At 64.1% G+C, this 25,814-nt stretch carries 24 protein-coding genes; 11 read left to right on the top strand and 13 right to left on the bottom strand.

What is annotated here, in order from left to right; all coding sequences use genetic code 11:
• Window positions 1–7: 7 nt before the first annotated feature.
• From GGQ74_RS09800 to GGQ74_RS09790, 3 genes are all read right to left on the bottom strand, one after another.
• Window positions 8–1,252 carry a KamA family radical SAM protein gene (locus tag GGQ74_RS09800; protein ID WP_209280145.1) on the bottom strand — a complete coding sequence of 415 codons (1,245 nt, stop codon included), beginning with the start codon at window positions 1,250–1,252 and terminating at the stop codon, window positions 8–10.
• Between the two features lie 120 nt (window positions 1,253–1,372).
• Window positions 1,373–1,735: a DUF5818 domain-containing protein gene (locus GGQ74_RS09795; protein ID WP_167941378.1), complete on the bottom strand. Its 363-nt coding sequence runs from the start codon at window positions 1,733–1,735 to the stop codon at window positions 1,373–1,375.
• 40 nt (window positions 1,736–1,775) lie between these two features.
• The gene (locus GGQ74_RS09790) at window positions 1,776–2,090 is read right to left on the bottom strand and encodes a hypothetical protein (RefSeq protein WP_167941377.1); all 315 of its coding nucleotides are present in this window, start codon (window positions 2,088–2,090) and stop codon (window positions 1,776–1,778) included.
• Between the two features lie 401 nt (window positions 2,091–2,491).
• On the opposite strand from GGQ74_RS09790, the gene GGQ74_RS09785 reads away from it, so the two are divergent.
• The 5 genes from GGQ74_RS09785 (at window position 2,492) to dksA (ending at window position 6,866) form a co-directional block, all read left to right on the top strand.
• Window positions 2,492–3,892, top strand: coding sequence for a sigma-54-dependent transcriptional regulator (locus GGQ74_RS09785; protein WP_167941376.1), 1,401 nt, complete (start codon window positions 2,492–2,494; stop codon window positions 3,890–3,892).
• Between the two features lie 143 nt (window positions 3,893–4,035).
• Window positions 4,036–5,175 (top strand): acyltransferase family protein, encoded by a 1,140-nt coding sequence (locus GGQ74_RS09780; protein WP_167941375.1) that lies wholly within the window; start codon window positions 4,036–4,038, stop codon window positions 5,173–5,175.
• Between the two features lie 283 nt (window positions 5,176–5,458).
• A complete protein-coding gene (locus GGQ74_RS09775) occupies window positions 5,459–6,133 on the top strand; it encodes a YitT family protein (protein WP_167941374.1) in 675 nt (224 codons plus the stop codon).
• 49 nt (window positions 6,134–6,182) lie between these two features.
• Window positions 6,183–6,470, top strand: coding sequence for a hypothetical protein (locus GGQ74_RS09770; protein WP_167941373.1), 288 nt, complete (start codon window positions 6,183–6,185; stop codon window positions 6,468–6,470).
• Between the two features lie 36 nt (window positions 6,471–6,506).
• A complete protein-coding gene (gene dksA, locus GGQ74_RS09765) occupies window positions 6,507–6,866 on the top strand; it encodes an RNA polymerase-binding protein DksA (protein WP_167941372.1) in 360 nt (119 codons plus the stop codon).
• 376 nt (window positions 6,867–7,242) lie between these two features.
• On the opposite strand, the gene GGQ74_RS09760 is transcribed toward dksA, so the two are convergent.
• The 5 genes from GGQ74_RS09760 to GGQ74_RS09740 form a co-directional block, all read right to left on the bottom strand.
• Window positions 7,243–7,956 carry an RluA family pseudouridine synthase gene (locus tag GGQ74_RS09760; RefSeq protein WP_167941371.1) on the bottom strand — a complete coding sequence of 238 codons (714 nt, stop codon included), beginning with the start codon at window positions 7,954–7,956 and terminating at the stop codon, window positions 7,243–7,245.
• Window positions 7,953–8,747, bottom strand: a complete 795-nt coding sequence (locus GGQ74_RS09755; protein WP_167941370.1) for a hypothetical protein — start codon at window positions 8,745–8,747, stop codon at window positions 7,953–7,955. The genes GGQ74_RS09760 and GGQ74_RS09755 overlap by 4 nt, the downstream gene beginning before the upstream one ends.
• A gap of 159 nt (window positions 8,748–8,906) precedes the next feature.
• Window positions 8,907–10,727: a glutamine--fructose-6-phosphate transaminase (isomerizing) gene (gene glmS / locus GGQ74_RS09750; protein WP_167941369.1), complete on the bottom strand. Its 1,821-nt coding sequence runs from the start codon at window positions 10,725–10,727 to the stop codon at window positions 8,907–8,909.
• A gap of 107 nt (window positions 10,728–10,834) precedes the next feature.
• On the bottom strand, window positions 10,835–11,443 hold the full coding sequence (locus GGQ74_RS09745) for an XTP/dITP diphosphatase (protein ID WP_167941368.1): 609 nt from the start codon (window positions 11,441–11,443) through the stop codon (window positions 10,835–10,837).
• A 71-nt stretch (window positions 11,444–11,514) separates the two neighbouring features.
• Window positions 11,515–13,011: a two-component system sensor histidine kinase NtrB gene (locus GGQ74_RS09740; RefSeq protein ID WP_167941367.1), complete on the bottom strand. Its 1,497-nt coding sequence runs from the start codon at window positions 13,009–13,011 to the stop codon at window positions 11,515–11,517.
• Window positions 13,012–13,184: 173 nt separating this feature from the next.
• Here GGQ74_RS09740 and rimO point away from each other — a divergent pair, with 173 nt between their 5' ends.
• The 5 genes from rimO to amrA all read left to right on the top strand — a co-directional run bounded on the left by rimO (window position 13,185) and on the right by amrA (window position 19,454).
• Complete coding sequence (rimO, locus tag GGQ74_RS09735) at window positions 13,185–14,486, top strand: 30S ribosomal protein S12 methylthiotransferase RimO (RefSeq protein ID WP_167941366.1); 1,302 nt, start codon at window positions 13,185–13,187, stop codon at window positions 14,484–14,486.
• 346 nt (window positions 14,487–14,832) lie between these two features.
• Window positions 14,833–16,566, top strand: a complete 1,734-nt coding sequence (locus tag GGQ74_RS09730) for a 30S ribosomal protein S1 (protein WP_167941365.1) — start codon at window positions 14,833–14,835, stop codon at window positions 16,564–16,566.
• Window positions 16,550–17,437, top strand: a complete 888-nt coding sequence (gene sppA / locus GGQ74_RS09725; protein WP_167941364.1) for a signal peptide peptidase SppA — start codon at window positions 16,550–16,552, stop codon at window positions 17,435–17,437. Before GGQ74_RS09730 ends, sppA begins: the two co-directional genes overlap by 17 nt.
• 549 nt (window positions 17,438–17,986) lie before the next feature.
• Window positions 17,987–18,451: a hypothetical protein gene (locus tag GGQ74_RS09720; protein WP_167941363.1), complete on the top strand. Its 465-nt coding sequence runs from the start codon at window positions 17,987–17,989 to the stop codon at window positions 18,449–18,451.
• Between the two features lie 445 nt (window positions 18,452–18,896).
• Window positions 18,897–19,454, top strand: a complete 558-nt coding sequence (gene amrA / locus GGQ74_RS09715; protein WP_167941362.1) for an AmmeMemoRadiSam system protein A — start codon at window positions 18,897–18,899, stop codon at window positions 19,452–19,454.
• A gap of 95 nt (window positions 19,455–19,549) precedes the next feature.
• Here the strand turns inward: amrA and GGQ74_RS09710 are convergent, their stop codons facing one another.
• The 3 genes from GGQ74_RS09710 to GGQ74_RS09700 all read right to left on the bottom strand — a co-directional run bounded on the left by GGQ74_RS09710 (window position 19,550) and on the right by GGQ74_RS09700 (window position 22,341).
• A complete protein-coding gene (locus GGQ74_RS09710; RefSeq protein WP_167941361.1) occupies window positions 19,550–20,308 on the bottom strand; it encodes an RNA methyltransferase in 759 nt (252 codons plus the stop codon).
• A 30-nt stretch (window positions 20,309–20,338) separates the two neighbouring features.
• Entirely contained in the window at window positions 20,339–21,439 is a 1,101-nt protein-coding gene (gene ychF, locus GGQ74_RS09705) for a redox-regulated ATPase YchF (RefSeq protein WP_167941360.1), read from the bottom strand.
• Between the two features lie 320 nt (window positions 21,440–21,759).
• Window positions 21,760–22,341: a hypothetical protein gene (locus GGQ74_RS09700; RefSeq protein ID WP_167941359.1), complete on the bottom strand. Its 582-nt coding sequence runs from the start codon at window positions 22,339–22,341 to the stop codon at window positions 21,760–21,762.
• Between the two features lie 137 nt (window positions 22,342–22,478).
• Between GGQ74_RS09700 and aroC the strand changes: the two genes are divergently transcribed.
• Window positions 22,479–23,531, top strand: a complete 1,053-nt coding sequence (gene aroC, locus GGQ74_RS09695; protein WP_167941358.1) for a chorismate synthase — start codon at window positions 22,479–22,481, stop codon at window positions 23,529–23,531.
• A gap of 57 nt (window positions 23,532–23,588) precedes the next feature.
• On the opposite strand, the gene GGQ74_RS09690 is transcribed toward aroC, so the two are convergent.
• Both GGQ74_RS09690 and mqnE read right to left on the bottom strand, forming a co-directional pair.
• Window positions 23,589–24,527 carry a DUF1848 family protein gene (locus GGQ74_RS09690; RefSeq protein WP_167941357.1) on the bottom strand — a complete coding sequence of 313 codons (939 nt, stop codon included), beginning with the start codon at window positions 24,525–24,527 and terminating at the stop codon, window positions 23,589–23,591.
• Between the two features lie 17 nt (window positions 24,528–24,544).
• Complete coding sequence (gene mqnE / locus GGQ74_RS09685; RefSeq protein WP_167941356.1) at window positions 24,545–25,609, bottom strand: aminofutalosine synthase MqnE; 1,065 nt, start codon at window positions 25,607–25,609, stop codon at window positions 24,545–24,547.
• Window positions 25,610–25,814: the final 205 nt, after the last annotated feature.

Raw genomic sequence — 25,814 nt, 5'->3', positions numbered from 1 at the left:
CATACTCCTAGCGCCGGTCCGCGTCGGTATCGGCGGACGGCAGGGGATCGAGGGTACGGAACTCGCGGCCCTCATAGTTCTTGAAAATGAGCTCGTCCCCGTCGCGTCCCTGGAAGTACTCGGGAAGCACAGGGGTCTTGCCGCCGCCACCAGGCAGGTCCACCACGAAGTGCGGGATGGCGTATCCGGAGGTGAAGCCGCGAAGCCCGCGCATGATCTCGATGCCGCGCGAGAGCGGCGTGCGGAAGTGGGCGGTGCCCTCCACCTGATCGCACTGGTACAGGTAATAGGGACGCACGCGGTTCTTCAGCAGGCCGCGCATAAGCGCGAGCATGGTCTCGGTGTTGTCGTTCACGCCGGAGAGCAGCACGGTCTGGCTGCCCAGCGGGATGCCCGCATCGGCCAGACGCGCGCAGGCCTGACCGGCCTCGGGCGTCAGCTCACCGGGGTGCGTGCAGTGAATGCTCACGAACAGCGGGTGGTAACGCTTGAGCATGCGCACCAGCGCCGGAGTGATGCGCTGAGGCAGGACCATGGGCGTCTTGGTGCCCAGGCGCAGCATCTCCACATGCGGAATGGCACGCAGGCGCGAGAGGATGTATTCGAGCGCGCTGTCGGGCAACAGGAACGGATCGCCGCCGGAAACGAGAACGTCGCGCACCTGCGGGGTGCGACGCACGTAGTCGATGGCCTGGTCCCACACGCGGGTGCGCAGGGCGCGGGTTTCCTTACGGCCCACAAGGCGCGAGCGCGTGCAGTAGCGGCAGTAGGTGGAACAGATGTCGGTGGCGATGAAAAGCACGCGGTCCGGATAGCGATGCACGATGCCCGGAACGGGGCTATCGTGGTCCTCGGCCAGCGGATCGCCGCATTCGCCGTAGCTGCGATCAAGCTCGGCAGCCGCGGGAATGACACAGCGCCGAAGCGCTTCGGAGCAGTCGAGCCCGGTGAGCAGGCTCGCGTAGTACGGCGTAACGGCCACGGGAAGACGCAGGCCCTGCATGGCAATGGCTTCGGCCTCAAGGGCGTTCACGCCGAGCATACGGCGGAAGTCCTCGACGGTGGAAAGCCTGTTGCGCACCTGCCAGCGCCAATCGTTCCACGTGGCGTCGTCAACGCCGGGGAAATGTGCGTCACGGAAGGCCCGTGCGGTCTTGTTGATGACCGGGACCTCGACCTTGACCATGGCCTTGCGCCGCGCAGCTCTGGCATCGGATTCGATGGTGCCGCGCGCGTCGCTCACTCTGGCCATTCCCGCCTCTCGCAAGGGAGGCTGATCTTCTTGCTCGATGATCGTTTTCATTTCTCTCTGTTCCCACTCGGACGGCCCAACCGGTTCCTTTCCGGCGACCGCCCGGGGCAAGGGCAACGGTTACTGGGGATTCGCCTCCACCGCGGGAGGCTGCAATTCGTCAAAATACGGGGCATCGTCGTTCTGGACGGGGGTTTCCGGCTCGAACTCCACACGCGTGACGTCGAGCACCTGCGTTCCGTCCTCCTCGACACGCACATTGCCGCCGACCAACACATACGCGTCGACGTAGCGGCTCATGTCGCGTCCCTCCAGGACGAAGACCATGTCGTCATCCGTGCCGAGCACGAGACCGGTCTCCGCCTCGAAGACAATACCCCTGAAAACCTCTTCGGCCTGCGCAACGGTAGCGCCAAGGGCCAGCACGACGAATGCCGCAAGGCTCATGACCAGCCGTCCGGTTCGTCCCAACGTCATCCTCATACTTGCTCCTCGGTTTCCCGTTCGGGAGGGGCCACCGTCCCTACCAGGACAGCGGAAAGCCTCCGCCAAGATCGAAATTCGTTTCGTAGCCACAGTCTGTTTCGTTGCCCAGGATCTCGAAATGCAGCACTTCGAGGGCCTTGCGTCCCTTGTCCTCCACCGGGTCTCCGGTCACCCGCAGCCGGTAGTGGCAGAGCTTGAAAAGCTCATCCTTCACGCGAGGTCCCTTGAGAACGAACTCCGACTCGTCCGAGCCGTAGAGGACCACCTCCACGAGGCGGCCTGCGTGGTCCCAGTCGCTGGGCAGGACGATACCCGTGACTTCCAGCGATTTGGGCGCATCCGATCGCCGCATGTCTCATTCCTCCGGAAAAACTGTTCGTGCGCTTCCGCGGCGGCCATGCGCCGTCGTGGTGCCGGAGGGAAAGCAAGGCTCGGGCCAACATGCAAACCACCGGGGATACATGACTTTATTTTTCTACGCCCGCAAAAAGCGGAACACGGAGGTCCGCCATCATGACACCCCCACCGCACGGACAAACGCCGATACTCGGCACCACCCTACCACCCTCCACCCGGGGATGCACGCCCGGCGGCCATTTTTGAGGATTCGGAACCACGCGTTCCCCATTGCGGGAGGGGGAACAAAAGGTTCCGAACAGCCCGAGAAGCCGCCCCACACAAAGATTCCGGTTGCAAGGTTCCAAGGGCGCACGTACAGTCCGCAGCAGTTCCCTTCACCCCATGGAGATGACCATGAAGCGCATCCTTGTGGCTACCAACGACCGCAAGACTCCGGCTACCGTCTCGGAGTGCTTCGATTCCGCACCGGATCTGGACACAGCCAGAGACCGGGACTCCATGCTGCACGCGTTGGACAGGAAGGCCTACGACACCCTGTTCGTGGACATCGACTTCCTGTCCCTGCCCGGACCGGACGGCAACGGCTTCGCCGCCGCCCTCTCGCGCCTGTGGGAGAAAAACACGCACCTCGAAGTGGTCATCCTCGTCACGCCGGACCGCATCCGCGAGGCCGTGCGCGCCGTGAAAGCCGGGGCCGACAACTACCTCACCTACCCGGTGGACCGCGTGGAGGCCAAATATGTGGTGGAGAGCCTCTACGAGGCGCTGAAGCTGCAAACAGAGGTGGACTATTTCCGCGCGCAGGTTGGCGTTGGCGCGCACACGCAGATGGTGGGCACGCGAACGCCCGCCATGCGCGAGGCCTTCGAGAAGGTCCGGCTGGTGGCCCCCACCATCTCCACGGTGCTCCTCACCGGCGAGACCGGCACAGGCAAGGGCGTCATCGCCCGCCTCATCCATGCGCTCAGCAACCGCAGGCAGGGGCCCTTCGTCAGCGTCCACTGCGGCGCGATCCCCGACACGCTCATCGAAAGCGAACTCTTCGGCCACGAGAAGGGCGCCTTCACCAGCGCGGTGAAGCGCAAGCTCGGCCGCTTCGAAATCGCCGCCGGGGGCACCATCTTCCTCGACGAGGTCGGCACCATCACGCCCTCCGCGCAGATCAAGCTACTACAGGTCCTGCAGGACAGGGTCTTCCAGCGCGTGGGCGGCGATGTGGACATCCCCATGGACGCCCGCATCATCGCCGCCACCAACATCGACCTCGAAGAGCTGTGCGAGAAGGGCGGGTTCCGCAAGGACCTCTTCTACCGCCTGAACGTGTTCCCGGTGAACATCCCGCCCCTGCGGGACCGCCGAGAGGACATCCCCATGCTCGCCGAGTTCTTCCTCGAAAAGCTCAACCACATGCACATCAAGGACGTGCGCGGCATCCATCCCTCCGTGCTCAACGCCTTCGCCGCCTATGCCTGGCCGGGCAATGTGCGCGAGCTGGAAAACCTCATCGAGCGCGCATTCATCCTCGAAACCTCGCGCATGCTCACGCCCGAGAGCTTCCCCTCGGAGCTTGCGGCCAACGCCACTCCGGCGGCCAGCATGCCCCTCGACCTCTCGCTGCCGCTGGCCGAATTCCGCGAGCGCGCCAAGGAAAACGCGGAACGCCACTACCTGAAGGAACTCCTCGCCCTGCATCGCGGACGCATCAACCGCACGGCCGAGGCCGCAGGCATCAGCACCCGCCAGTTGCGAAAGCTCCTCACCCGCTACGGCATCCACAAGGAAGAATTCAAATAGCTCGGAGCCTGCGCACAAGCGGAATCCAAAGTTCCCATCCCATTCCCATACTTTTCGCAACACACCGTCATCATTAAACAAGGCTACATGGCCCGAAGATTGCTTTCCGTGCGCAACACACTCGTCCGCCGCACGGAGGTCGCATGGGTCTTCTCCGACTGCTTCTGGCCCTGTCCGTCTTCGAACACCACTCCGGCATCGCCGGTTACGACTTCCTCAAGGGAAGCTCGGCCGTGCAGTGCTTCTTCATCCTCTCGGGCTTCTACATGGCCCTCATCCTCAACGGCCGCTATGCCACGCGGCCGCTCGGCGTGTTCTACGCCAACCGCTTCCTGCGGCTCATGCCCGCCTATCTCGTCACCTGTCTCCTGTCGCTCGTCGCCCTCGCGCTCTTCGACGCGCACCCCTTCATGGACGCGGACTACCTCGCCTCCGTCGGCGACTGGCCCCTGCCCGAGCGCCTCGCCCTCGCCCTGTCCTCCCTCTTCGTCATCGGACAGGACCTCCTCTTCGTCACCGGCGTTGACGCGCTGGGGCACTTCCACTTCGCCGCAGGCGACCCCGCGGCCGTGAAGGCCTACACCTTCAGTCTCGTGCCGCAGGCGTGGTCCCTATCCGTGGAAATGCTCTTCTACCTCGCCGCCCCCTTCCTCGTGCGCGGCGGGGTGCGCCGCTGCTCTGCCATCCTCGCGGCGGGACTCGCCCTTCGCCTCTCCCTCTACGCGCTCGGTCCGGCGGCGGACGCCTTCGCCTACCGCTTCATGCCCGCGCACCTGCCGCTGTTCATGGCCGGGGCGCTGGCCCATCACGCCTACACGCTCATCAAGGACCGCCCATGGGCGTGTCGCGTCGGCGCATGGCTCCTGCCCTTCACCATCGCGGGCATGCTGCTGCACGGCGTCGCTCCTGCGCCGTGGCGCTTCCCGGCGCTGGCCGTCCTTGTCGCCTCCGCCACGCCCTTCATCTTTGCCCTCACGCGTGACAGCCGCACCGACCGCCTGCTCGGAGACCTGTCCTATCCCCTGTACCTCGTGCATTTCCTCTGCATCGCCCTGTGGGAGGCCGCCCCGTGTGAGCTTTCCTCCGCTGCGCTGGTCCTCGGCACCGCCGTCGCTACGCTGGGCCTGTACGCGCTGGTGGACCGCCCCATCGACCGCTGGCGACACCGCGCCACACAGGCCCTGCCGCCCGCGCCACCGGACATCCCCCTGCCCCCTTTCGGCCCGGAGCAAACGCTGGTCCCCGCCCCACTGCACACGCAAACGGGAACTCCGGGTTCCTAATCCGCCATGACGGACCGCGCAATTCCGCCCCGCATTGCCAACATCAGAAACCGCCCTCTCTCGCGGGACTTTTTCCGTCGTCCTCATGCGCCAAACGCCCACTTTCGCACCCCACCGCGCCCCAAAAGCGGAACAGGAAGTTCCATCTAAAGCCACACTGTCAGGGCAACATCCCGCAATCATAAGTAAAACATCTTTGGCCCAGCGGTTGCTTACGGGTTCCACCCCGGCTCGCCCCGGCATGAGCCGAATTTCACGTTCCCGCAAAAGAAACGCACACAATATGTTTACAACCGCACGCAACATAGGCAAAAACGCATTTCCGGCCATCGTTCGCGACATGGCTTTGCTCACGGCCGGAGCGACCGTGACGGCCTTCGCCTGCAAGGCCATGGCAATCCCGCAGGGACTCATTTTCGGAGGGTTTTCCGGAGCGGGTCTCCTGCTGCACGAGGCCACAGGCTGGCTCTCGCCCGGACGCTGGCTCCTCGCGCTAAACGCGCCGTTCTTTCTCGTGGCATGGCGGGTGCTTGGACGACGGTTCCTCCTGTACAGCCTGTACGGGATGTTCTGCCTAGGCATCCTCATCGACGCCATCCCTACGCGGATGGATTTTTCGAACGCCACCATCGGCGCGCTTGCAACGGGGCTGGTGATGGGCGTAGGAACCGGACTGGCCCTGCTCTCACGCGGATCGCAGGGGGGCATGGACATCGTGGGACGCTGCCTGAACCGCTGGTTCGGCATCCCCATCGGTCGGATATATCTCGGCTTCGACTTTGCTCTGTTCTCCGCGGGAGCAATCATGCTCGGGCCAGCGCCAGCAGCCAGATCACTTGCCGTGACGGCCGCAATGGCCTTCAGCGTGGAGATGGTCCTCAAGTTTTTCGGCGGGTGGATGGCCCACGCCCCCGCAAGCGTTTCCGCCGCCACCGCCCCCATGCGGGAAGCGGCCTGAACACCACATCAACCGGCCGGCCGCCGAACCCGGCCCACTGGAGTGAGACATGCCAAAGGCGCGCATGCAGCAGATGACCATTGAGGGCTTTGTGGACCCCAGCAACTGGAACGAGGACGAAGAGGTCGTCGCCGTTTCCATCGTCGCCGACGACTCGAAGGAATATGTCGTCGAGAACTCCGGCAAGGGGTGTCAGCTGCTCGAGTATGTGGACGAGTATGTCAAGGCAACCGGCACCGTTTCCAAACGCGAAGGCCAGCACTTCATCACCGTCCAGCGCTTCGACGTCATCGACGCACCGGAAATCGACGAATGGGAAGAGGAAGAGGACTGGTAGCTTTTTTTAGCGGGCCACAGGCCCGGAGGGCAGTACATGACGCACGAAGAAAAGGAATACTTCCGCCGTACGCTCACGCTCATGCTTGATGGCATCAGCAATAACGGCAAGGCCACCATTGCCGAACTTTCCGCCGAAGGCGACAAGCTTGCCGACTCCACGGACTGGGCCTCGTCCGAGACCCTGCGTTCCATGGCCTGCCGATTGAGGGATCGTGAACACAAGATGATCCGTAAGATCCACGAGGCGCTCCAGCGCATCGAGGAAGACACCTACGGCATCTGCGAGGAATGCGGCGAGCCGATATCCACGGCCCGCCTGCGCGCCCGCCCCGTCACCACCCTCTGCGTGGAGTGCAAGAGCCTCCAGGAAGAAGGCGAATCCCGCGGCTCCTGAACCGCATCGCCAGCAAGCGACGAAATATGAAAGCGCCCTCCCGCACTACGCGGGAGGGCGCTTTTTCGTATGCGCCATAACTTCGTCGGACGACGCGCCGCTACGCGCAAGCGAGGCCTCCGGCGGCCGGGGCTTTGCCCCGGACCCCAGTCAAGGAAATGATTTCCTTGACAATCCTCACTAGGGCTTCGTCGCTCAAAGCCGCACGGCTCGCCAAGGGCACCCACGTCCATCGCATGTCGGGGTTCCAAGGGGCCAGCGGCCCCTTGGCCGGCGGAGCCTACGGCTTGCATGTGGCCGAGAACGATACGGTGGGCCACAGCGCAGCACGGCTACGTGGGCCGTGGCATCCAGCGGACCTAACGCCTTGCCCCCGTCAACGAACGATACGGCCAGCCACAGCGCCATCGCACGGCGGGCACAACGCAAGCACGTCGTCGCCCCAGGCTGCGGACGGACGGGTGTTGAATTCCATGGTCTCGCCGGTCTTAGGATGGGCAAAGCGCAGGTGGCAGGCGTGCAGGCGAAGCTGTCCGGGACCGGTGCCGGTGCCGTAAAGCCTGTCGCCGACGATGGGTCTGCCAAGGCCGAAGGAATGGGAGGAGTGAACGCGAAGCTGGTGCGTGCGTCCGGTGTGCGGGGTGAATTCCACAAGGGTGCGCCCCCGCACCTCGCCGAGCCTGCGCCAATCGGTGACGCTGGCCTTGCCATGCACGGGGTCGTAGATCTGGCGCGGGCGATCGAAGATATCGAGACGGATGGGCAGGTCGATGACGCCGCAGTCATCGTCGAGGACGCCATCAAGCAGAGCGAAGTAGCGCTTGGAGACCTGCCGCTGGCGAAACTGCTCGAAAAGGTCGCTGTTGGCGCGGGCGGTCAGGGCGAGGACGAGCAGCCCGGAGGTATCCATGTCCAGCCGATGGACCGAGGGGTACTTGCGACACTCGGGAAACATGGCCTGAATGCGCGTGACCACGCAGTCCTGATTCTCGGGACCGCGCCCGGGCACGGACAACAGGCCGCTCGGCTTGTCCACGACCACGATCTTGGCGTCGGCGTAGAGGATGGGGAGTTCCAGCGATGCGTTCATGAAAGTCCTTCGCCCTGCGCGGCGTCCAGCCCGCAGAGCATGAATCCGAGGATGGGGCGGCACTTCCCGTCGCAGGCGGGATAGCACAGCCCGTGCGTCCGGGTTCCGGAGCGGTTCTCGCGCCCCCAGTAGAATTCCACCAGCCCAAGGGGCCGCAGCCCGTGGCGCACGGCGTGATTGAGGAGCTTCGGCGCGCAGCAGTCGCCAACGCCGGTGGGCATGCCGCCACCGCCGAGAAAGACCTCGGCCATGGGACGCTCGTCGCCATGGAAATTGCGCAAGCGGTAGAGATCATGAAAGTCGCGCATAAGGTGCTGCGACATGGCCTTGCGCCTGCGAGACAACTCGGCGCGGCGCGGGTCCGAGGTGGGAAGAGCGGCCATTTCGCGGCCCAAGGCCTTGATGGCCCGCTCGACGGGATCGCCGATGCGATGGAAGGCATCCACATCGAGCACGGGCGGCACCCAGCCATCCACGCGCCACAGGCCGTTGTACTGGCCAGAAAAGGCGCGCAGCACATGGCGGCGGCCCTCGGCGTCCTCACAAACCATGACCCCGAACATCTGCCCACGCGCCTCGCCCCACAGATGCGAGAGGGCCAAACGCGGATCGGCATGCGCCTCGTCCATGTCGAAGTCCATGCGCCCGGACACGTCCAACACACGCGCCAGCTCGCGCGCGGCGACAAGGGCGTCGCCCACGGGCAAGGCGTGCTCGCGGCCACAGTGGGCGCAGAAGCCAGAGCAGGCCACGTCGCGAGTGGAAATGGCGTCGAGGGGGGTGGGCGTCATGGCGCGGAACATAGCGGCATTGGCAGATGATGAAAAGCCCCGGTGCAAGCGACCGAAAGGACGGGACATCGCCCGACGCGCCGTGCCCCGGAAACGCAAAAGGCGGCCCGCCGTCGCTTCCGACTGCGGACCGCCTCCAAATCACTAAGGGAAAAGCCCCTACTCCACGGTGACGGACTTGGCGAGATTTCGCGGCTGGTCCACGTCCTTGCCCAGATAGTCGGCAACCTCGTAGGCGAAGAGCTGAAGGCAGGGCAGCACGAGGAACGAGTTGAGCGGTCCCCACACCTCGGGGATGACCCACGCGTCGTCCACGGGCAGTTCCAGTCCGGGATGGGTGATGGCCACGATGCGGCCGTCGCGGGCCTGCACCTCTTCGAGGTTGGACTTCACCTTGGGAAAGAGGTCGTCATGCAGGGCGAGGGCGAAAGTCGGGAACTCGGGATCGATGAGCGCGATGGGACCATGCTTCATCTCGCCACTGGCGTAGCCCTCGGCATGAATGTAGCTGATCTCCTTGAGCTTGAGCGCGCCTTCGAGGGCCAGCGGGAACTGCACCCCGCGTCCGAGGTACATGAAGCTGCGCGCGGAAGAATACTTGCGGGAGAGGCTCTGGGCCACCTCGCGCATGCGCGGCAGCTCGGCCTCCAGCACGCTGGGCAGCCCCACCAGTCCACGCACGGCGCTGGCCTGCGCGTCTGCGGGCAGGGTGCCCTTCTGACGGCCCCAGTGCAGGGCCAAAAGCAGAAGCAGCGTCAACTGGCTGCACATGGCCTTGGTGGAGGCCACGCTGATCTCGGGACCGGCCTGCGTGTAGATGACGTGGTCCGCCTCGCGGGAGACCGTGGAGCCGACCACGTTGCACAAGCCGATGACCGTCGCGCCCATCTCGCGGGCGCGGCGCATGCCTGCAAGGGTGTCTGCCGTCTCGCCGGACTGGCTGATGGCGAGCACCACGTCGTCCTTGTCGAGAATGAGGTCGCGATAGCGGAACTCCGAGGCGATCTCCACGCGCACGGGGATGCGCGCCCACGACTCGATGAGTCCCATGCCCCACAGACCTGCATGATAGGACGTGCCGCAGGCCACGATGTGCAGACGCTTTGGCGCGGCGAGGCCGTCAAGCTCGGGCAGACGCACGCCGTGAACGGCGTCGGCGCGTCCGGCGATGCAGTCGGCCACCACGCGGGGTTGCTCGAAGATTTCCTTGAGCATGAAATGCTTGTAGCCGCCCTTCTGCGCGGCCTGAACGTCCCACGTGATGTGGTTGAGTTCCTTCTCAATGGGCGCGAGGGTCTTGGCGTCGAAGACCTGCCAGCCCGAAGGATCGAGCTTCACCATCTCGCCGTCCTCAAGGAACACAACCTCGCGGGTGTAGGGCAGGAAGGCCGGGATGTCGGACGCCACGAAATTCTCGCCCACGCCACGGCCGAAGACCAGCGGGCTGGACTGGCGGGCGGCGTAGATGGTGTTCGGCTCGTCGATGCTGAGCAGGGCCACGGCGTATGCGCCCTCCACGCGGGCCAGCGCCCACGAGAGCGCCTCCATCAGCGTCTGCGTATGCTTGCGCCCCTCGGCCACGAGGTTGACCAGCACCTCGGTGTCGGTCTCGGAGGAGAAGGTGTAGCCGAGACCGGCCAGCCAACTCTTCTGCTCCTGATAGTTCTCGATGATGCCGTTGTGGATGAGGGCGAGACGGCCGGAGTTGTCGCGATGGGGATGGGCGTTGCGCTCCACGGGCACGCCGTGGGTGGCCCAGCGGGTATGGCCGATGCCAGTGGTGGCCATGTGGTGGCTGCTCCCGGCGATCTTGTTCTCCAGCGAGGAGAGCTTGCCCTCGGCACGCAGGATGTGCATTTCCCTGTTCTCGATAAAGGCGACACCCGCGGAGTCGTACCCACGATACTCAAGCCGCCTGAGACCCTCGACGAGGACGGGCACCGCCGGTCTGTGCCCCGCGTATCCGATGATTCCACACATTTCGAAATATCCTTGTTCGCGTCTTATGATGGTGGCCGAAGGGACGTTCGGCTCCACGGTATTATCAATAGAGTACGACGGATGAAATGAACCGCCGGAACCTGCGCCTAGCGGCCCACCCTGGTCCAGAATGCGGGCCAGTCGGCAAGCAGCCTGCGCAGGGCCTTGCCCCGGTGGCTGCGGGCGTTCTTTTCCTCACGGGTGAGTTCCGCGGAATGGCGGCCGGATTCGAGGTCCACGAAGAGCGGATCGTAGCCGAAACCATTGTCGCCACGGGGTGCCTCGGCGATGTGGCCTTCCCACGCGCCGTCGGCCACGAGTTCCTCGCCGCCGGGGGCGCAGGCGAGCATCACACAGCGGAAGCGCGCGGTGCGGCGCTCGGCAGGAACGCCATCGAGCGCGCCCAGAAGCTTGGCGTTGTTGCGGGCGTCGGTGGCACCCTCGCCGCTGTAGCGGGCGGAATAGACACCGGGCGCGCCGCCGATGGCGTCCACTTCGAGGCCGGAATCGTCGGCCACGGCCACCAGCCCGGTGGCCTGCGCCACGGCCTGCGCCTTGATGCGGGCGTTTTCCTCGAAGGTGGTTCCGGTCTCCTCGATCTCGCCGATCTCGGGAAATGCGTCCAAACCGAGAACTTCGAGTTCGAAGCCCTCGAGCATCTGCGAAAGTTCGGCAATCTTGCCCTTGTTGCGGGTTGCCAAAACGACTGCGGCCAAAGCGCCCTCCTTGGGACTGTCCGGTGCTCGTGTCAAACGGTCATCGCGCACACGGTCGCGACCGTCCTTCCTTACTCCGGGTCGGGCCGCTCGTCCAGTTCGGACGCATCCACGGCCGCCACCGGCACGAGATGCATGGTGACCGTTGTCCCCTGCCCGGGACGACTTTCAAGGGTGAGCCGACCGCCAAGGTCGTCCACGATCTTCCGGCTCATGGCCAGCCCAAGGCCGGACCCTTTGTCCTTGGTGCTGAAGAACGGATTGAAAATCTGGTTCTGGATGTTTTCCGGGATGCCGGGACCGTCGTCGGCGACAACGATCTCCACCCAGCGCCCAGTCATGCCCGTGGCAAGGCGCACGGTCCCACCGCCCTCCATGGCCTCCATGGAATTCTTGACCATGTTGATGAGGCACTGCTTGATAAGTTCCGGCACGCCACGCGCGCGGGCCACGCCAAGATCGAGGTTCATCTCGACACGCACCCCGTGGTGCTCGCAGCCGGAGCGCATGAGCTGCACCGTCTCCTCGACCACGGCATTGACCTCCACCGCCGCGGAGCGTCCATCCGTGGGACGGGCGAAATTGAGCATGCTCCGGAGGATGGTCTCCAGCCGCCGCGACTCCTTGAGGATAATGCCCACCTTCTCGCGCTCGCTCTCGGTCAGCCCCGGTGAGCGCAGAAGCGAGTTGGCAAAGCCGCCGATGGCGAAGAGGGGATTTCGTATCTCGTGGGCGACGTAGGTCGAAAGCTCTCCGATGGCAGCCATCTTCTGGGCCTGCTGGAGTTGCTGCTCGGTGTGCGTGCGGTCCGTGATGTCACGGCGCATCTCCACCACGTGGGTCAGCCGCCCCTTGGGCGAGAAGACCGGATAGGTGTAGATGCGGTGATAGAAGACCCGCCCATCCCCGTCCACGCTGGTGTGCAGGGCCTCGGCCTTGCGCCCGGTGCGCAGTGTCTGGCTGAAGGGGCACTCGCCCTCGTCGCGGCGGCAGAAGCCGTCACCCTCCAGTTCGAGGCAGTGATGCCCAACAAGCTCGTCCTTGGACCGCGCATGCCGCTCGCAGACCTGCGCGTTCATGTCCACAATGCGCCCCTGCGCATCGAGGAGCAAAATGTCCTCTTCCACGCCGTTGATGATGGTCATAAGCATCTCGCGGGCGTGGGAGCGGCGCACCGTGCGTCCGGTGACGGGGACGACGCCGCTTAGAAGCTCCCACAGTAGCGACGCCGACGGACGCCCAAGCACCGGCACGTCCACAGGAACTCCAGCCAGCATGTCGCCTTCGGCCTCGACCTCGGAGCACAGGTCGAAGACGAGGTTCACCTGCGGGCAGGCCCGGAACATCTCCACGGCATCGGGAAAGATCGCCACGCCAAGTTCGTCCAGACGGATGCGCAGGCCATCGGCGACATCACGCGAAAGCACGGCCGCCAAGGCCACACGCCCCTCTCCGCCGCCCGCCGTCTCACGGGCGAGCAGATCGACGAGCAGCGCGAACGGCTCGCCCGTGCCAGCGAGGGCGATGTGGTATCCGATTCCGTCATCCCGGGAAAAGCAGGTTCTCATTGCGTCTTCCTATTCGATGCCGCGCCTTTTCGGCATGTTGCAGGCCGGATGGGTCGGGACGGGGATCATCCTCTGCTTGTACCCGGCTTGTAAGCCAACTTCAAGTAGGGTAACGACCCCCGGCGGAGACGCTCGCATGCCGCAGCGCCGCCCATCCCACCAAGAGGTCATCCATGAATCCCGTACGCATCTATTCCGTCAGCCTCGGCTGCCCCAAGAACAGGGTCGATACCGAGCGCATGCTTGCCTGCTTCGAGCCGGCCTTCATCCCCGTGGACTCGCCCGAGGAGGCCGACGTGGTCCTCGTCAACACCTGCGGCTTCATCGCGCCCGCAGTGCAGGAATCCGTCGAGACCATCATCGGGCTTGCCGAGGAAATCGCCGATCTCGAACCGCGTCCGGTCCTCGCCGTGACCGGCTGCCTCGTCAGCCGTTACCGCGACGAACTGATTCCGGAGATTCCCGAGGTTGACCTCTGGCTCAAGACCCTCGAAGCGGACCGCTGGCCCGAGGCCATCGCCGAGGCGCTGGGTCGCGAGCCGCACATCCCAGAGCCCTTCGAGCGCGCGCTTTCCACCGGGCCGAGCTTCGCCTACCTGAAGGTCAGCGAGGGCTGCAACCACGCCTGTTCCTTCTGCACCATCCCCAATCTGCGCGGCAGGCTGGTCAGCCGCCCGCTGGACGTCATCGAACGCGAGGCCCGCGAACTGGTGGCCGCAGGCGTGCCCGAGCTGGTCCTCGTGGCGCAGGACCTCACGGCCTACGGCATGGACCGGGGCGAGAAGGACGGACTGGTGCCGCTGCTCGAACGCCTGCTCCCCATCGACGGCCTGCGCTGGCTGCGCCCGATGTATCTCTATCCCGGCGGCCTCACCGACGGACTTCTGGACTTCATGCGCCAGGCCGGATCGCCGCTTGTCCCCTATTTCGACATCCCGCTCCAGCACGCCCATCCGGACATTCTGAAGAGCATGGGCCGCCCCTTCGCGCGCGACCCGCGCATCGCGCTGGAGCGCGTTCGCTCGCGCTTCCCGGAGGCGGCGCTTCGCACCTCGATCATCGTCGGCTACCCCGGAGAGACGGACGCGCACTTCGACGCGCTGGTCGATTTCGTGCGCGAGGCCCGCTTCACGCATCTGGGCGTGTTCGGCTTCTGCGACGAGGAAGGCACCCGCGCCCACGAGCTTGCGGACAAGGTGCCCGCCGAGGTCATCGAGGAGCGGCGCGCCCGGCTCATGGAAGTGCAGCGCGAGATCAGCGCGGAACTACTCGCCGAGCACGCGGGCACCGTGCAGGACGTGCTGGTGGATGCGGTGCATCCGGAGTGGCCCGGCCTGCATGTGGGGCGCACATGGTTCCAGGCCCCCGAGGTGGACGGCGTGACCTACGTCTCCGGCCCCGGAGTGGCACCGGGCGCCATGGTCCGCGCCAACATCGAGGAAGCGCAGGACTACGATCTGGTGGCGCTGGCCTGACGAGTCCTGCGGGGAACCCCGCGCACGACGTCCGACGGAAAACGCCTGCACGGCGGGGTTCACACGATTTTTCCAAAAACATCAGCACACGCGCACGCGGCAAATCAATCCTGTTTCGGCAGCGGACAAAGCGACGGACACGCATTTTTGCATGAAACAGCATTGCCGTGTGGACGCACTGCGATGGATCACCTATACATTCAAGACGACGATCCGACACGGACCTTTCCTCCGGCATGGGCAAACCGCCCACGAGCGGAGAACGCCGAAGCCGCAAAAATATTTGGCTTGCAAGGCGGACGTGGGTCTGATACGTAGCCCGGATTATTGTTGTTGGAGGTAACACATGGTAGCAACGACCGAAGAAATGGAAAACATCCTGTCTGCCGACGAAGTCAGCTTTGAGGATGCTCTGGAAAACTACCTTCCCAGCGCCAATTCCGGCGATCTGGATGAGGGCAGCATCGTCCCCGGCGAAGTTGTCAAGGTTGGCGAGGAGCATGTCCTCGTTGACGTGAACTTCAAGTCCGAGGGACAGATCCCGGTTTCCGAGTTCCTCAGCGCTGACGGCAAAGTCACCGTCTCCGTGGGCGACAAGGTGGACGTCTACGTTGTTCGCAAGAACGAGTCCGAAGGCACCATCATCCTCTCCCGGGAGAAGGCCAAGCGCATGCAGCTCTTCGATTCCATCGAAGAGATCCAGGAGAAGGACAACACCATCAAGGGCCGCATCGTGCGCCGCATCAAGGGCGGTTACACGGTCGACCTCGGTGGCATCGAAGCCTTCCTCCCCGGCTCCCACGTCGATCTGCGCCCCGTGCCCGACATGGACGCGCTGGTGGATCAGGAATACGATTTCCGCATTCTCAAGATCAATCGCCGCCGCTCGAACGTCATCGTGTCCCGCCGTGTTCTCCTCGAGGAGGAGCGCGAGTCCAAGCGCCAGGAGCTTCTTGGCACCCTGGACGAGGGTCAGGTGGTCAAGGGCAAGGTCAAGAACATCACCGAGTACGGCGTGTTCGTGGACCTCGGCGGTCTCGACGGTCTGCTGCATATCACCGATATGTCCTGGCGCCGCATCAAGCATCCCAAGGAGATGGTCTCCCTTGGTGACGAGCTTGAGCTGAAGGTCCTCAACTTCGACAAGGACAACCACAAGGTTTCCCTTGGCATGAAGCAGCTCGTTCCCGATCCGTGGGAGAGCATCGACGCCAAGTACCCCGAAGGCAAGCGTTTCAGCGGCCGCATCACCAATCTGGTGGACTACGGCGCGTTCGTGGAGCTGGAAGAGGGCGTCGAGGGCCTGGTGCACATCTCCGAGATGTCTTGGACCCGCAAGCTGCGCCACCCCTCCCAGATGGTCCACACCGGCGACGAAGTCGAAGTGGTCATCCTGGGTGTCGATCCCGACAAGAAGCGCATCTCTCTTGGCATGAAGCAGGTCAGCCCCAATCCTTGGGATCTCGTGGCCGAGAAGTACCCCGAGGGCACCATCCTTGAGGGCACCATCAAGAACATCACCGAGTTCGGTATGTTCATCGGCATCGAGGACGGCATCGACGGCCTGATTCACGTGTCCGACATCTCCTGGACCAAGAAGATCCGTCACCCCAACGAGCTGTACAAGGTCGGCGACACCGTTCAGGCCAAGGTCCTGACCGTCGACAAGGAAGCCGAGAAGTTTACCCTCGGCGTCAAGCAGCTCACCGAGGATCCGTGGCTCATGGTCCCCGATCGCTACCCCATCGGCACCATTGTCGAGGGCGTGGTGACCAACATCACCGACTTCGGTCTCTTCGTCGAGGTCGAGGAAGGCATCGAGGGTCTCGTCCACGTGTCCGAAATCAGCCGCAAGAAGGTCAAGTCTCCCTCCGAGCTGTTCAAGGAAGGCGTGTCCATCCAGGCCAAGGTCATCCACGTCTCCGCTGACGAGCGTCGCCTCGGCCTGTCCATCAAGCAGCTGAAGGTCGAAGAGGATCGCAAGGCTCCCAAGGAGTTCCGCGCCTCTACCGGCGAAGCCGCAGGCACCAACCTTGGTGATCTGCTGAGGGCTGAAATCGAGGATGCAGAAAGGAAGTAGCTTCTCTCAGAAGCATCCCTTCATCTTCGGACTTACGCTGATCGTCGCGGCCGTGATCCTCTTTGCGGGGGTCACGGCCGCTTTTCGCATCGGCTTCTCCGACGACGGGTTCTCCTCCGATACCCGCCTCGGCCTCGTCCGCATCGAAGGGATGATTACCGACTCCGAGGAAACCACGGACTGGATTCGGACCCTGCGTGAGGACGAATCCATCCGCGGCGTGCTGTTGCGCATCAATTCCCCCGGCGGCGCTGTCGCGCCCTCGCAGGAGATCGCACGCGCCGTGGAGCGCCTCGCACAGGCAAAGCCCGTGGTCGTGTCCATGAGCACCGTCGCCGCCTCCGGTGGCTACTACGCCGCCGCCCCGGCCGACCTCATCGTCGCCAACCCGTCCACACTCACCGGGTCCATCGGCGTCATCATGGAACTCTCTAACCTCCAGGAACTCATGGATAAGATCGGCGTGAAGCGTCAAAGCCTCACCAGCGGCGCCCTCAAGGGTGCCGGATCGCCCTTCCGTCCCATGACCCAGAAGGAACGCGAGTACCTCATGGGCATCGTCAACGACATGCACGAACAGTTCGTCGAGGCCGTGGCCAAAGGCCGCGAAATGGACATCGACGCCGTACGCGCCATAGCCGACGGCCGCGCCCTCACCGGGCGTCAGGCGCTGGAACTCGGCCTCGTGGACACGCTCGGCGGTATGGAAGAGGCCATCGAAGAACTCAAGAAGCTCTGCGAGATCACCGAAAAGGTCCCCCTCGTCGAGGCCCCCGAAAAGAAATCCGGCTGGCTGCGCGACATCCTCACCTCGTCCATCAATATCAACATCACCTCCGAAGGCCTGAACCCCGGCCTCGTTATCCACTAGGCCCGTCTCATAACGACCTGCGAAAAACGGCCCGATTCGTCACACGACGAACCGGGCCGTTTTCGCATGCCGTCACACCCGGCACGCCGAACATATCCCTCTACAAATCTACATTTGAGCTCGTGACCGCTCATTTCAAATCCATACGGCACAGTATACACCTACTGCAAAGTCAAAACCATATATTGATGCGCAAGAAACTCCTTAAAACTCGGATTAATAGCTGAACTGAGAATAGTGTAATATTCACATAAACGCCTCATAAGGCATATACTCTCAAACATCCCCCACCTACCCCAATCATATACTAATCTTTCTTGCCTTATGCCGTCGAACTGTACACAACCAATGCTTGATTCATTAAAGCCCAACGCCGATATCGCTTTCGTTATAGGTGGATGCTATTTTTACAAATCAGACATCCAAAGCCACTATCCGTATCTGCGAAAATAGCAACAGCTTATTGACTTCTATATATAGGAACATTATCCACATTGGCGGCGCGTATAACGGTACACATATTTTTACCAACATTAAGGGAGGATGAAAATGGCTGAAATTCACACACTGAAAAATGAAGTCGCCACAAAAACATGGAACCTTGTTCTTCTCGCCGCTGCCACTGGCGGCATTTTCCCTATCATGTGGCTTTACAGAAAAGCTCCTATCATCAACAAGATTACAAAAATCACCGGCGTTAACGATCTGCTCATTATCTGGATCGCTGTTTGTGCTGGCCTGTGCGGAGTTTTCTCCTCCGACCCCACAAACGAACTGATGATCGGAATTTCGGGCTTGCTTGGTCTCGGCAACTTCGTTTTGTACATTACCGCAGCATTCAAGATGAAGACTCAAATCCAAGAGTACGCGCTGCATGAGCTCAAGCTCGACTTGCCCATGAACAGATTCTACACCTGCATCTTCAATATCTTTTATATCAACTACTGCATCAACGACATGGAAAACGTTTACAGAAAGCATCAGATCATGTCTGAAGCCCCCCAGCACGCCTAAAATACACCGTCATCCAGATGCCATTGTCATCCAATGGCATCTGGATGAGCCACATTTCAAGCCGCCTCCATTCATCTCGAATCCATCGACAAAACTCTACGGCTTGCATCCATCCCACTCCCCGCTGCCCCGGACCTCGGTCAAGCCCTCCCCTTGACAATCCTCACTAGGGCTTCGTCGCGCAAAGCCGCACGCCACGCCAAAGGCCCCCACGGTTATCACATATCGGGGCTCCAAGGGGCCAGCGGCCCCTTGGCCGGCGGAGCCTACGTCTTGCACCCGTCAACGAACGATACGCCCCGCCCACTGCGCCCCAACCGCCCACTGCCCCTACAGCCACTCCCCCCCAGCGCCGCGCCCCAGCCCACCGCACCCTTGCGCGCGACGTTGGTGGGACGTATTCTACGGGTATCGCAACGCATCACGCATCGGATGGAGGCCGCCAATGCCCGAAAGGTTCAGTTTCACGCTGACGGACGAAGAGAAGACCGCCCTGAAGGGCCTTGTGCGGCGCGCCATCGCCAGCCGTCTGGAGACGGGCCGTGCCGAGCCCGCCGGGGAGCCGCCGACGCCACGCCTGTTGGAGACGTTCGGAGCGTTCGTGACGCTGACCCTCGGCGGGCAGCTTCGCGGCTGCATCGGGCGCGTCATCGGCGACAGGCCGCTGTGGACCACGGTGCACGCCATGGCGCAGGAGGCGGCCTTCGGCGACCCACGCTTTTCGCCGCTCACGGCCGAGGAGTTTGGGCGCGTGGAGATCGAGATTTCAATCCTGAGCCAGTTGACTGTGTGCCCGAACCCGGAGTTGGTGACGGTGGGCCGCCATGGACTGCTCATCAGCCACAGGGGCCACTCTGGCTTGCTGCTGCCGCAGGTGCCAGTGGAATGGGGCTGGGACCGCGAGACGTTCCTGAAGCAGACCTGCCACAAGGCGGGCCTGCCGCCGGATTCGTGGCAGGAGCCAGGTGCGCAGATATTCTGGTTCGAGGCGGAGGTCTTCTAGCCTGGATGACGAAAACGCCACACACAGGGCGCACGACGCAAAAAAGGGGCACTCTTTGAGAAGAGCGCCCCTTTCGTCGTCATGGGAGTGGCGGTTCAGCCGTCCGAGCGGGAGGCCTTATCGGCGACCCACTTCACCTGACGGCAGATGCCCATAAGCATGTTGAACTCGCTGCGGCGGAAAGGCGCACGCTGGAGGAAGCGCCGCACGGGCAGCATCCAGTAGTCCGTGTTCTCGTCCTTCAGGTAGTCGATGGCCGCGAGCGTGTCCTTGAGATTGGCGAAGAGCAGTTCCATCTCCTCATGGGTGGCGAGGTTCGAGGTCACGGGGGTGGGAGCCGGTGCGTCCTCGGCCTCGGGATTCTCCACGGAGTGCTTGAAGCACTCGTAGAGGACCACCAGCACGGCCTGCGCGAGGTTCAGCGAGCTGGCCTCTGGCGAGGTGGGGATGGTGAGGAGCCGTCCGCAGATTTCGGTCTCCTCGTTGGTGAGGCCGCGATCCTCGGGACCGAAGACGACGGCCACGCGGCTCGCGCCCTGCATCTGGGCGACCATTTCCGAGGCGGCGCGCGACGGCGTCCACAGGCCCTTGCGCCAGCCGCCAGTGCGGGCGGTGGTGCCGTAGACGTGCTGGAATCCGGCAAGCGCCGTGGGCAGATCGTCCACCACGCGCATGGAACGCAGAATGTCCTCGCCCTTGGGCGTGGCCAGTGCGCCGGCGCGGCCCATGTCCCAGTTCCTCGGGGAGACGACCACGAGGTTCGGACAGCCCATATTGGCGCAGGCGCGCGCGGCACTGCCCACGTTCTCGGGGAACTTGGGGTGGAAGAGGACGATGGTCAAATTGTCGAGCATCCGGAATCTCCGAGCCGCGCGGAGGCGACCTTAGACGTTGAACAGGAAGTGCATGACGTCGCCGTCGTGGACGACGTATTCCTTGCCTTCCACGCGCAGCACGCCCTTGGCGCGGCAGGCGGCCTCGGTGCCATTGGCCACGTAGTCGTCGTAGCCGATGACCTCGGCGCGGATGAAGCCGCGTTCGAAATCGGTATGAATGACGCCCGCGGCCTTGGGCGCGGTGTCGCCCTCATGGATGGTCCATGCGCGCACTTCCTTCACGCCGGCGGTGAAGTAGCTGATAAGGCCGAGGGTGGCATATCCGGAGCGGATGATAAGGTCGAGACCGCTCTCGCTCACGCCGTAGGATTCAAGGAATTCGCGGTACTCCTCGTCCTCCATGCCCACAAGCTCCTCCTCCATGCGCGCGTTGATCTTGACCACGCCGGAGCCGGACTGCGCGGCGTATTCGCGCACGCGGGTGACGAATTCGTTGTCATCGACCAGCGCGTCATCGTCCACGTTGCAGCAGTAGATGATGTTCTTGTCGGTGATGAGCTGGAGTTCGCGCATGAGTTCGCGGCAGGCGTCGTTGTCGCGGCCGGGGAAGCTGGATGCGGGGCGGATGGCGCTCATGTGTTCGAGCAGCGCGGCGCAGCAGTCCACCTTGGCCTGAAGCTTCTTATCGCCCTTGAGCTGCTTGCGCATGCGGTCGAGGCGATTTTCGAGGGTCTGGGTATCGGCCATGACCAGCTCGGCCTCGATGACCTCGATGTCGCGAATGGGATCGACGGAGCCGTCCACATGCACCACGTCATCGTTCTCGAAGCAGCGCACCACGTGCAGGATGGCATCGGCCTCGCGGATGTTGGCGAGAAACTTGTTGCCAAGACCCTCGCCACGGCTGGCACCCTTCACCAGACCGGCGATGTCAATGAAGTCCACGGTGGCGTGGAGCACGCGCTGGGGGTGCACCAGCTCGGAGAGCTTGTCGAGGCGCGGATCGGGAACCGGAACCACGGCCTTGTTCGGCTCGATGGTGCAGAAGGGATAGTTCGCGCTTTCGGCGTTCTGGGCCTTGGTCAACGCATTGAAAAGGGTGGACTTGCCCACGTTAGGCAAGCCGACGATACCTATGCTCAGTCCCATGGGATGATCTCCGGAATTGGATTTGCGCGCGGCGGGCGGGGATGGATTGATCGAATGGCGCTGATTGTGCGGCCCCTGCGCGCGCGTTGCACGCAGTTCCTACCAGCGAAGAGGCCGTGCGGCAAGCCCCGCGTGAGCATGCCGAGCGGACGGTCATGCACGACGTGGGACCAGACGTTGGTTAAACGGGAAAATTCGGCGCGACGCGACGGCGTCAACGTCCCGCAGGCAATGCCGAAAGCGCCCTCGGCAGCGATGCGGCCGTGCGACACGGACAGCGAAAATCACACTTGCAGACATCGACGGCCGGTCGATGCATATCAGACCACGGACTTCCGCTTCTCCCGCCGCGTGGTACGTTCGCCCTCCGCCCGCGTTGCATCCTCGTCCGCAGCGGCCTCGGCATAGGCCTTCATGGCTCTGCGCCGGGCAGGGGTCAACTGACTGCGATCCTCGCCGTCGCCGGAATCAAAACTCATGGAGCGGGTGATCTTCCCATTGCCCTTGGCGTCGATCTTGGTGGCGTAGACGTGGACCTTGCCCTCGTCCTCGGGGTCCTGCACGGCCATGGCCAGGGTCTCATGGGCCAGCCCCGGCAGATGTTTCTTCGGGTCCTCGCCCTCGCGCTGGAGATACTCCAAAAAGCTCTCCTCGGCCCGATCGCGCTCCAGCTCCTCGGGCGCGCCCTTCGAGCGAACATACTCCCGCACATAGTCTATGCCCTGCTTGGGTAGCGCGGCGGCCTCGGCCTCGCTGCGTTCGCGCTCCTCACGCTCTTTCTCGACGGCACGGTCAAAGGCCTCCTGCGAGGTCGCTCCGCCGCGTGAGGCGCGCGTGCCGGGGGCACCGGACATGGTGCCAAAAACACTCTGCACCCCCGAGCCGATCGCTCCGATTTCCATGACGATTCCTCCAATGGCGGCAGGTTCTTCCGCCTACGACGGGGCATGCAGGAACCATACCCCCTGGGGGACGCCAAACTCCGCCCTTGGCCGGGCGGCGGCTTTTCTGCTAACGGTGTGAGGCATCGGGAGGAAACATGAGCGCAAACACCTTCGGCACACTCTTTCGGCTGACCACCTACGGCGAATCCCACGGCCCCGGACTCGGCGGCGTCATCGACGGCTGCCCGCCCGGCGTGGAGCTTTCCGAGGAGATCATCCAGCGCGAGCTGGACCGCCGCAAGCCCGGACAGGGCTCGGCATCCACAGCGCGAAAGGAGAGCGACACCGTACGCATCCTCTCCGGCGTCTTCGAGGGCCGCAGCACAGGCACGCCCATCGCCTTCCACATCGCCAACGAGGATCAGCGCTCGCGCGACTACTCCACCATCAGCGAGGTCTACCGCCCCGGCCACGCGGACTTCACCTTCGACGCCAAATTTGGTGTGCGCGACTATCGCGGCGGCGGACGCTCCTCCGGCCGCGAGACAGTCTCGCGCGTGGCGGGCGGCGCGGTGGCGCAGGCGCTTCTGGCCCGCGCGGGCATCGCCGTCACGGCCTACACGCTGGAACTCGGCAGCGTGCGCGCGCAGATTGCGGACCCGCAGGGCGCGCAGGACCGCCCCTTCTTCGCCCCCGATCCGGACATCGTCCCCCGCTGGGAGGAACTGGTGCGCGAGACCAAGGGGCGCGGCGACACCCTCGGCGGCATCGTGGAAATCGTCGCCACCGGCGTTCCCGCAGGACTGGGCGAACCCGTATTCGACAAGCTCGACGCGCGGCTTGCCTACGCTCTCATGGGCGTTGGCGCGGTCAAGGGCGTGGAGATCGGCTCCGGATTCGCCGCCGCCCAAGCCAACGGTAGCACCAACAACGACCCCATCACCCCGCAGGGCTTCGCCTCCAACAACGCTGGCGGCATCCTCGGCGGCATCTCCAGCGGCCAGACCATCGTGGCCCGCGTGGCCGTGAAGCCCATCCCGTCCATCTCCCGCGAGCAGCAAACCATCACCCGCTCCGGCGAGGCCACGACCATCACCGTGGGCGGCAGGCACGACATTGCGGCCATTCCGCGCATCAATCCCGTGCTGAAGGCCATGACACTCCTCACCCTCGCGGACTTCTGGCTGCTGCAAAAGCGCAACGCCTGACCGCCACGCCCCGGCGCGCCCCGGCCCACCCGTTCCGCACGCCCATGACGCCGGACGCTACAGCGGCAGCCTGAACTGACGCGGCCGCTCGGGCGGGACGTCAGGATGCCCCACCAGCGCGGGCGAGCCCGGATCGTGACGGGCCACCGTGGCCGCCACGGCCTGTTCGCTCGTGGTGGCATAGCAATAGGCGCAGCCGAAGCGGCAGGTGTCGTAGGCACCGATGTCCACAGACGGCACGCAGCGGCACAACGTCCGCTGTCCGCCATCGCGCCCGCCGATCACGGGCCGTCCCGCCACCTCCGAAGCGAGTTCCCCGTCGATGCACGCCCCGGCCGGAATGCCGTAGGGAGCAAGGTTTGCGGACTCCGCGCAGGCGTGGATGGCCATGCCGTTCTCCCGCGCGGCCTGCGCAAGGGCCCGCGCCGTGCTCCCCACCAATTCATGCTCTCCCCGCACGTCCTCGCAGCGCATGCCGTGCTGCCGGGCCAATTGCTCCAGCCGCCCGCCATTTCGCCGATACACGGCCAAGAGGCTCACGGCCACGCGCAGCGTCGAGCCGCGAAGCGCCCGCGCCAGACGTCCAAAGGCCTCGGCGTGGTATTCCGGCGGCGTCCGCTCCGAGATGATCACCGGATCGTACCGCCAGACCACGCGCCGAGGTCCAAGGCGCTCGGCAAGCCTGCGAAAGGTCGCCACCCGCTCGCAAAGCGGCGGCAGACGCGGCTCCAGTGCTTGCGGATAGTCGTTTAGCGTATACATGAAAAGATGCCTGAACCCCCTCTCGTCGAGGAGGTTCAGGCATCGAAAGAACGGTGCGGGATGTTTAGTCCAGAAGACGATGAGGTCCACGTCCTGCGGCGTTAGCGGCACGCGGCGGACCTGCTCCGGATTGCGCGGATTCACGGCCAGCGCGAAGCCCTCGCGGATGCGGCGCTCGAACCACGGCCCGTAGAAGGCCGGAATGTCGGTCCGCCTGCTGGCGCTGACGATCACTGTCGCCCCGGCGCGGCCTAGGCCCCTTCCGTCTCACGGAAGAAGGTGTCGCGCTCCACGGGCACGAATCCGGCCTGACGGATGGTCTCCTTCAGGCGCTCCACGGTCATGCCCTTGGGCGAGGACGCTCCAGCAGCATGGCCCACCTTCTCCTCCACGAGGGTGCCATCGAAATCGTCGGCACCGGCGTGCAGGGCCATCTGGGCGGGCTTGATGCCCGAGAATGCCCAGTACGCCTTGAGATGCGCCACGTTGTCCATGAACAGGCGCGAAATGGCGATCATGCGCAGGTAGTCCGCCCCGTCGGTGCCCTCGGCCTCCAGCGGGTTGTTCTTCGGCTGGTACTGGAGCGGGATGAAGACCTGGAATCCGCCGGTGCGGTCCTGCAAACTGCGCAGGGCGTCCATGTGCTCCAGCCTGTCGCGCCACGTCTCGATGTGTCCGAAGAGTAGCGTGCAGTTGGTAGGCAGGCCCATGCCGTGGGCCGTCTCGTGAATCTCCAGCCACTGTTCGCCGGAGAGCTTCTCCGGGCACAGGCGCTTGCGCAGCTCGGGCGAGAAAACTTCCGCCCCGCCGCCGGGCAGTGCGTCCAGTCCTGCCGCCTTCATGTCAGCCAGCACCTCGCGCACGCTGCGCCCGGTGTGCCCGGCCAGATAGGCCACCTCAACGGCGGTGAAGGCCTTGATGGCCACGCTCGGGCTTTCCTCGCGCACGGCGGCGATGAGGTCCATGTAGTAGGAGTACGGCAGATCCGGATTCAGGCCGCCAACGATGTGCACCTCGCGGATGGGCTCGTGGGCGCGCTCGCGGATTCTGGCGCGGATGTCGTCGATGGAATAGGTGTACGCGCCATCGTCCCCGGCGCGCTTGGAGAATGCGCAAAAACGGCACGCATTGGCGCACACGTTCGTGAAATTCAGATGCTGGTTGTAGACCCAGAAGGCCTTGTCGCCGAAGCGCCGTCTGCGGGCGGCCAGCCCCAGTTCGCCCAGCGTGTGGATGTCGCAGGATTCGGCGAGCACAAGCGCCTCGTCAACCGAGATGCGTCCGCCTTCCGCAAGCCTGTCGATGATCTTCTGCATGTCCCTTTCGCCTCGCATGCGTTTTCTGCCGCCGCGATGAAGCCCGCGACGCGTGGAGACCATACGGACACACGCCGCGCGAGTAAAGCCCCGCCTCCCGAACACCACGCAAAAGGCCCGAAACGGTAAAACCGTTCCGGGCCTTGTCGATTCGTATGAATGCGCTGGAAACGAGGCCTCCGGCGGTCGCGCATGGCCTCCGGCG

This window comes from Desulfobaculum xiamenense (assembly GCF_011927665.1).
Lineage (GTDB): Bacteria > Desulfobacterota > Desulfovibrionia > Desulfovibrionales > Desulfovibrionaceae > Desulfobaculum > Desulfobaculum xiamenense.
Note: the sequence above shows the minus strand (reverse complement) of the source record. Positions and strands in the feature narration are given on the sequence as shown.

Excerpts from the sequence above, each read along its gene's own strand:
- GGQ74_RS09800 (WP_209280145.1), bottom strand. The coding sequence starts at position 1,252 with ATGGCCAGAGTGAGCGACGCGCGCGGCACCATCGAATCCGATGCCAGA.
- GGQ74_RS09795 (WP_167941378.1), bottom strand. The coding sequence starts at position 1,735 with ATGAGGATGACGTTGGGACGAACCGGACGGCTGGTCATGAGCCTTGCG.
- GGQ74_RS09790 (WP_167941377.1), bottom strand. The coding sequence starts at position 2,090 with ATGCGGCGATCGGATGCGCCCAAATCGCTGGAAGTCACGGGTATCGTC.
- GGQ74_RS09785 (WP_167941376.1), top strand. The coding sequence starts at position 2,492 with ATGAAGCGCATCCTTGTGGCTACCAACGACCGCAAGACTCCGGCTACC.
- GGQ74_RS09780 (WP_167941375.1), top strand. The coding sequence starts at position 4,036 with ATGGGTCTTCTCCGACTGCTTCTGGCCCTGTCCGTCTTCGAACACCAC.
- GGQ74_RS09775 (WP_167941374.1), top strand. The coding sequence starts at position 5,459 with ATGTTTACAACCGCACGCAACATAGGCAAAAACGCATTTCCGGCCATC.
- GGQ74_RS09770 (WP_167941373.1), top strand. The coding sequence starts at position 6,183 with ATGCCAAAGGCGCGCATGCAGCAGATGACCATTGAGGGCTTTGTGGAC.
- dksA (WP_167941372.1), top strand. The coding sequence starts at position 6,507 with ATGACGCACGAAGAAAAGGAATACTTCCGCCGTACGCTCACGCTCATG.
- GGQ74_RS09760 (WP_167941371.1), bottom strand. The coding sequence starts at position 7,956 with ATGAACGCATCGCTGGAACTCCCCATCCTCTACGCCGACGCCAAGATC.
- GGQ74_RS09755 (WP_167941370.1), bottom strand. The coding sequence starts at position 8,747 with ATGACGCCCACCCCCCTCGACGCCATTTCCACTCGCGACGTGGCCTGC.
- glmS (WP_167941369.1), bottom strand. The coding sequence starts at position 10,727 with ATGTGTGGAATCATCGGATACGCGGGGCACAGACCGGCGGTGCCCGTC.
- GGQ74_RS09740 (WP_167941367.1), bottom strand. The coding sequence starts at position 13,011 with ATGAGAACCTGCTTTTCCCGGGATGACGGAATCGGATACCACATCGCC.
- rimO (WP_167941366.1), top strand. The coding sequence starts at position 13,185 with ATGAATCCCGTACGCATCTATTCCGTCAGCCTCGGCTGCCCCAAGAAC.
- GGQ74_RS09730 (WP_167941365.1), top strand. The coding sequence starts at position 14,833 with ATGGTAGCAACGACCGAAGAAATGGAAAACATCCTGTCTGCCGACGAA.
- sppA (WP_167941364.1), top strand. The coding sequence starts at position 16,550 with ATGCAGAAAGGAAGTAGCTTCTCTCAGAAGCATCCCTTCATCTTCGGA.
- GGQ74_RS09720 (WP_167941363.1), top strand. The coding sequence starts at position 17,987 with ATGGCTGAAATTCACACACTGAAAAATGAAGTCGCCACAAAAACATGG.
- amrA (WP_167941362.1), top strand. The coding sequence starts at position 18,897 with ATGCCCGAAAGGTTCAGTTTCACGCTGACGGACGAAGAGAAGACCGCC.
- GGQ74_RS09710 (WP_167941361.1), bottom strand. The coding sequence starts at position 20,308 with ATGCTCGACAATTTGACCATCGTCCTCTTCCACCCCAAGTTCCCCGAG.
- ychF (WP_167941360.1), bottom strand. The coding sequence starts at position 21,439 with ATGGGACTGAGCATAGGTATCGTCGGCTTGCCTAACGTGGGCAAGTCC.
- GGQ74_RS09700 (WP_167941359.1), bottom strand. The coding sequence starts at position 22,341 with ATGGAAATCGGAGCGATCGGCTCGGGGGTGCAGAGTGTTTTTGGCACC.
- aroC (WP_167941358.1), top strand. The coding sequence starts at position 22,479 with ATGAGCGCAAACACCTTCGGCACACTCTTTCGGCTGACCACCTACGGC.
- mqnE (WP_167941356.1), bottom strand. The coding sequence starts at position 25,609 with ATGCAGAAGATCATCGACAGGCTTGCGGAAGGCGGACGCATCTCGGTT.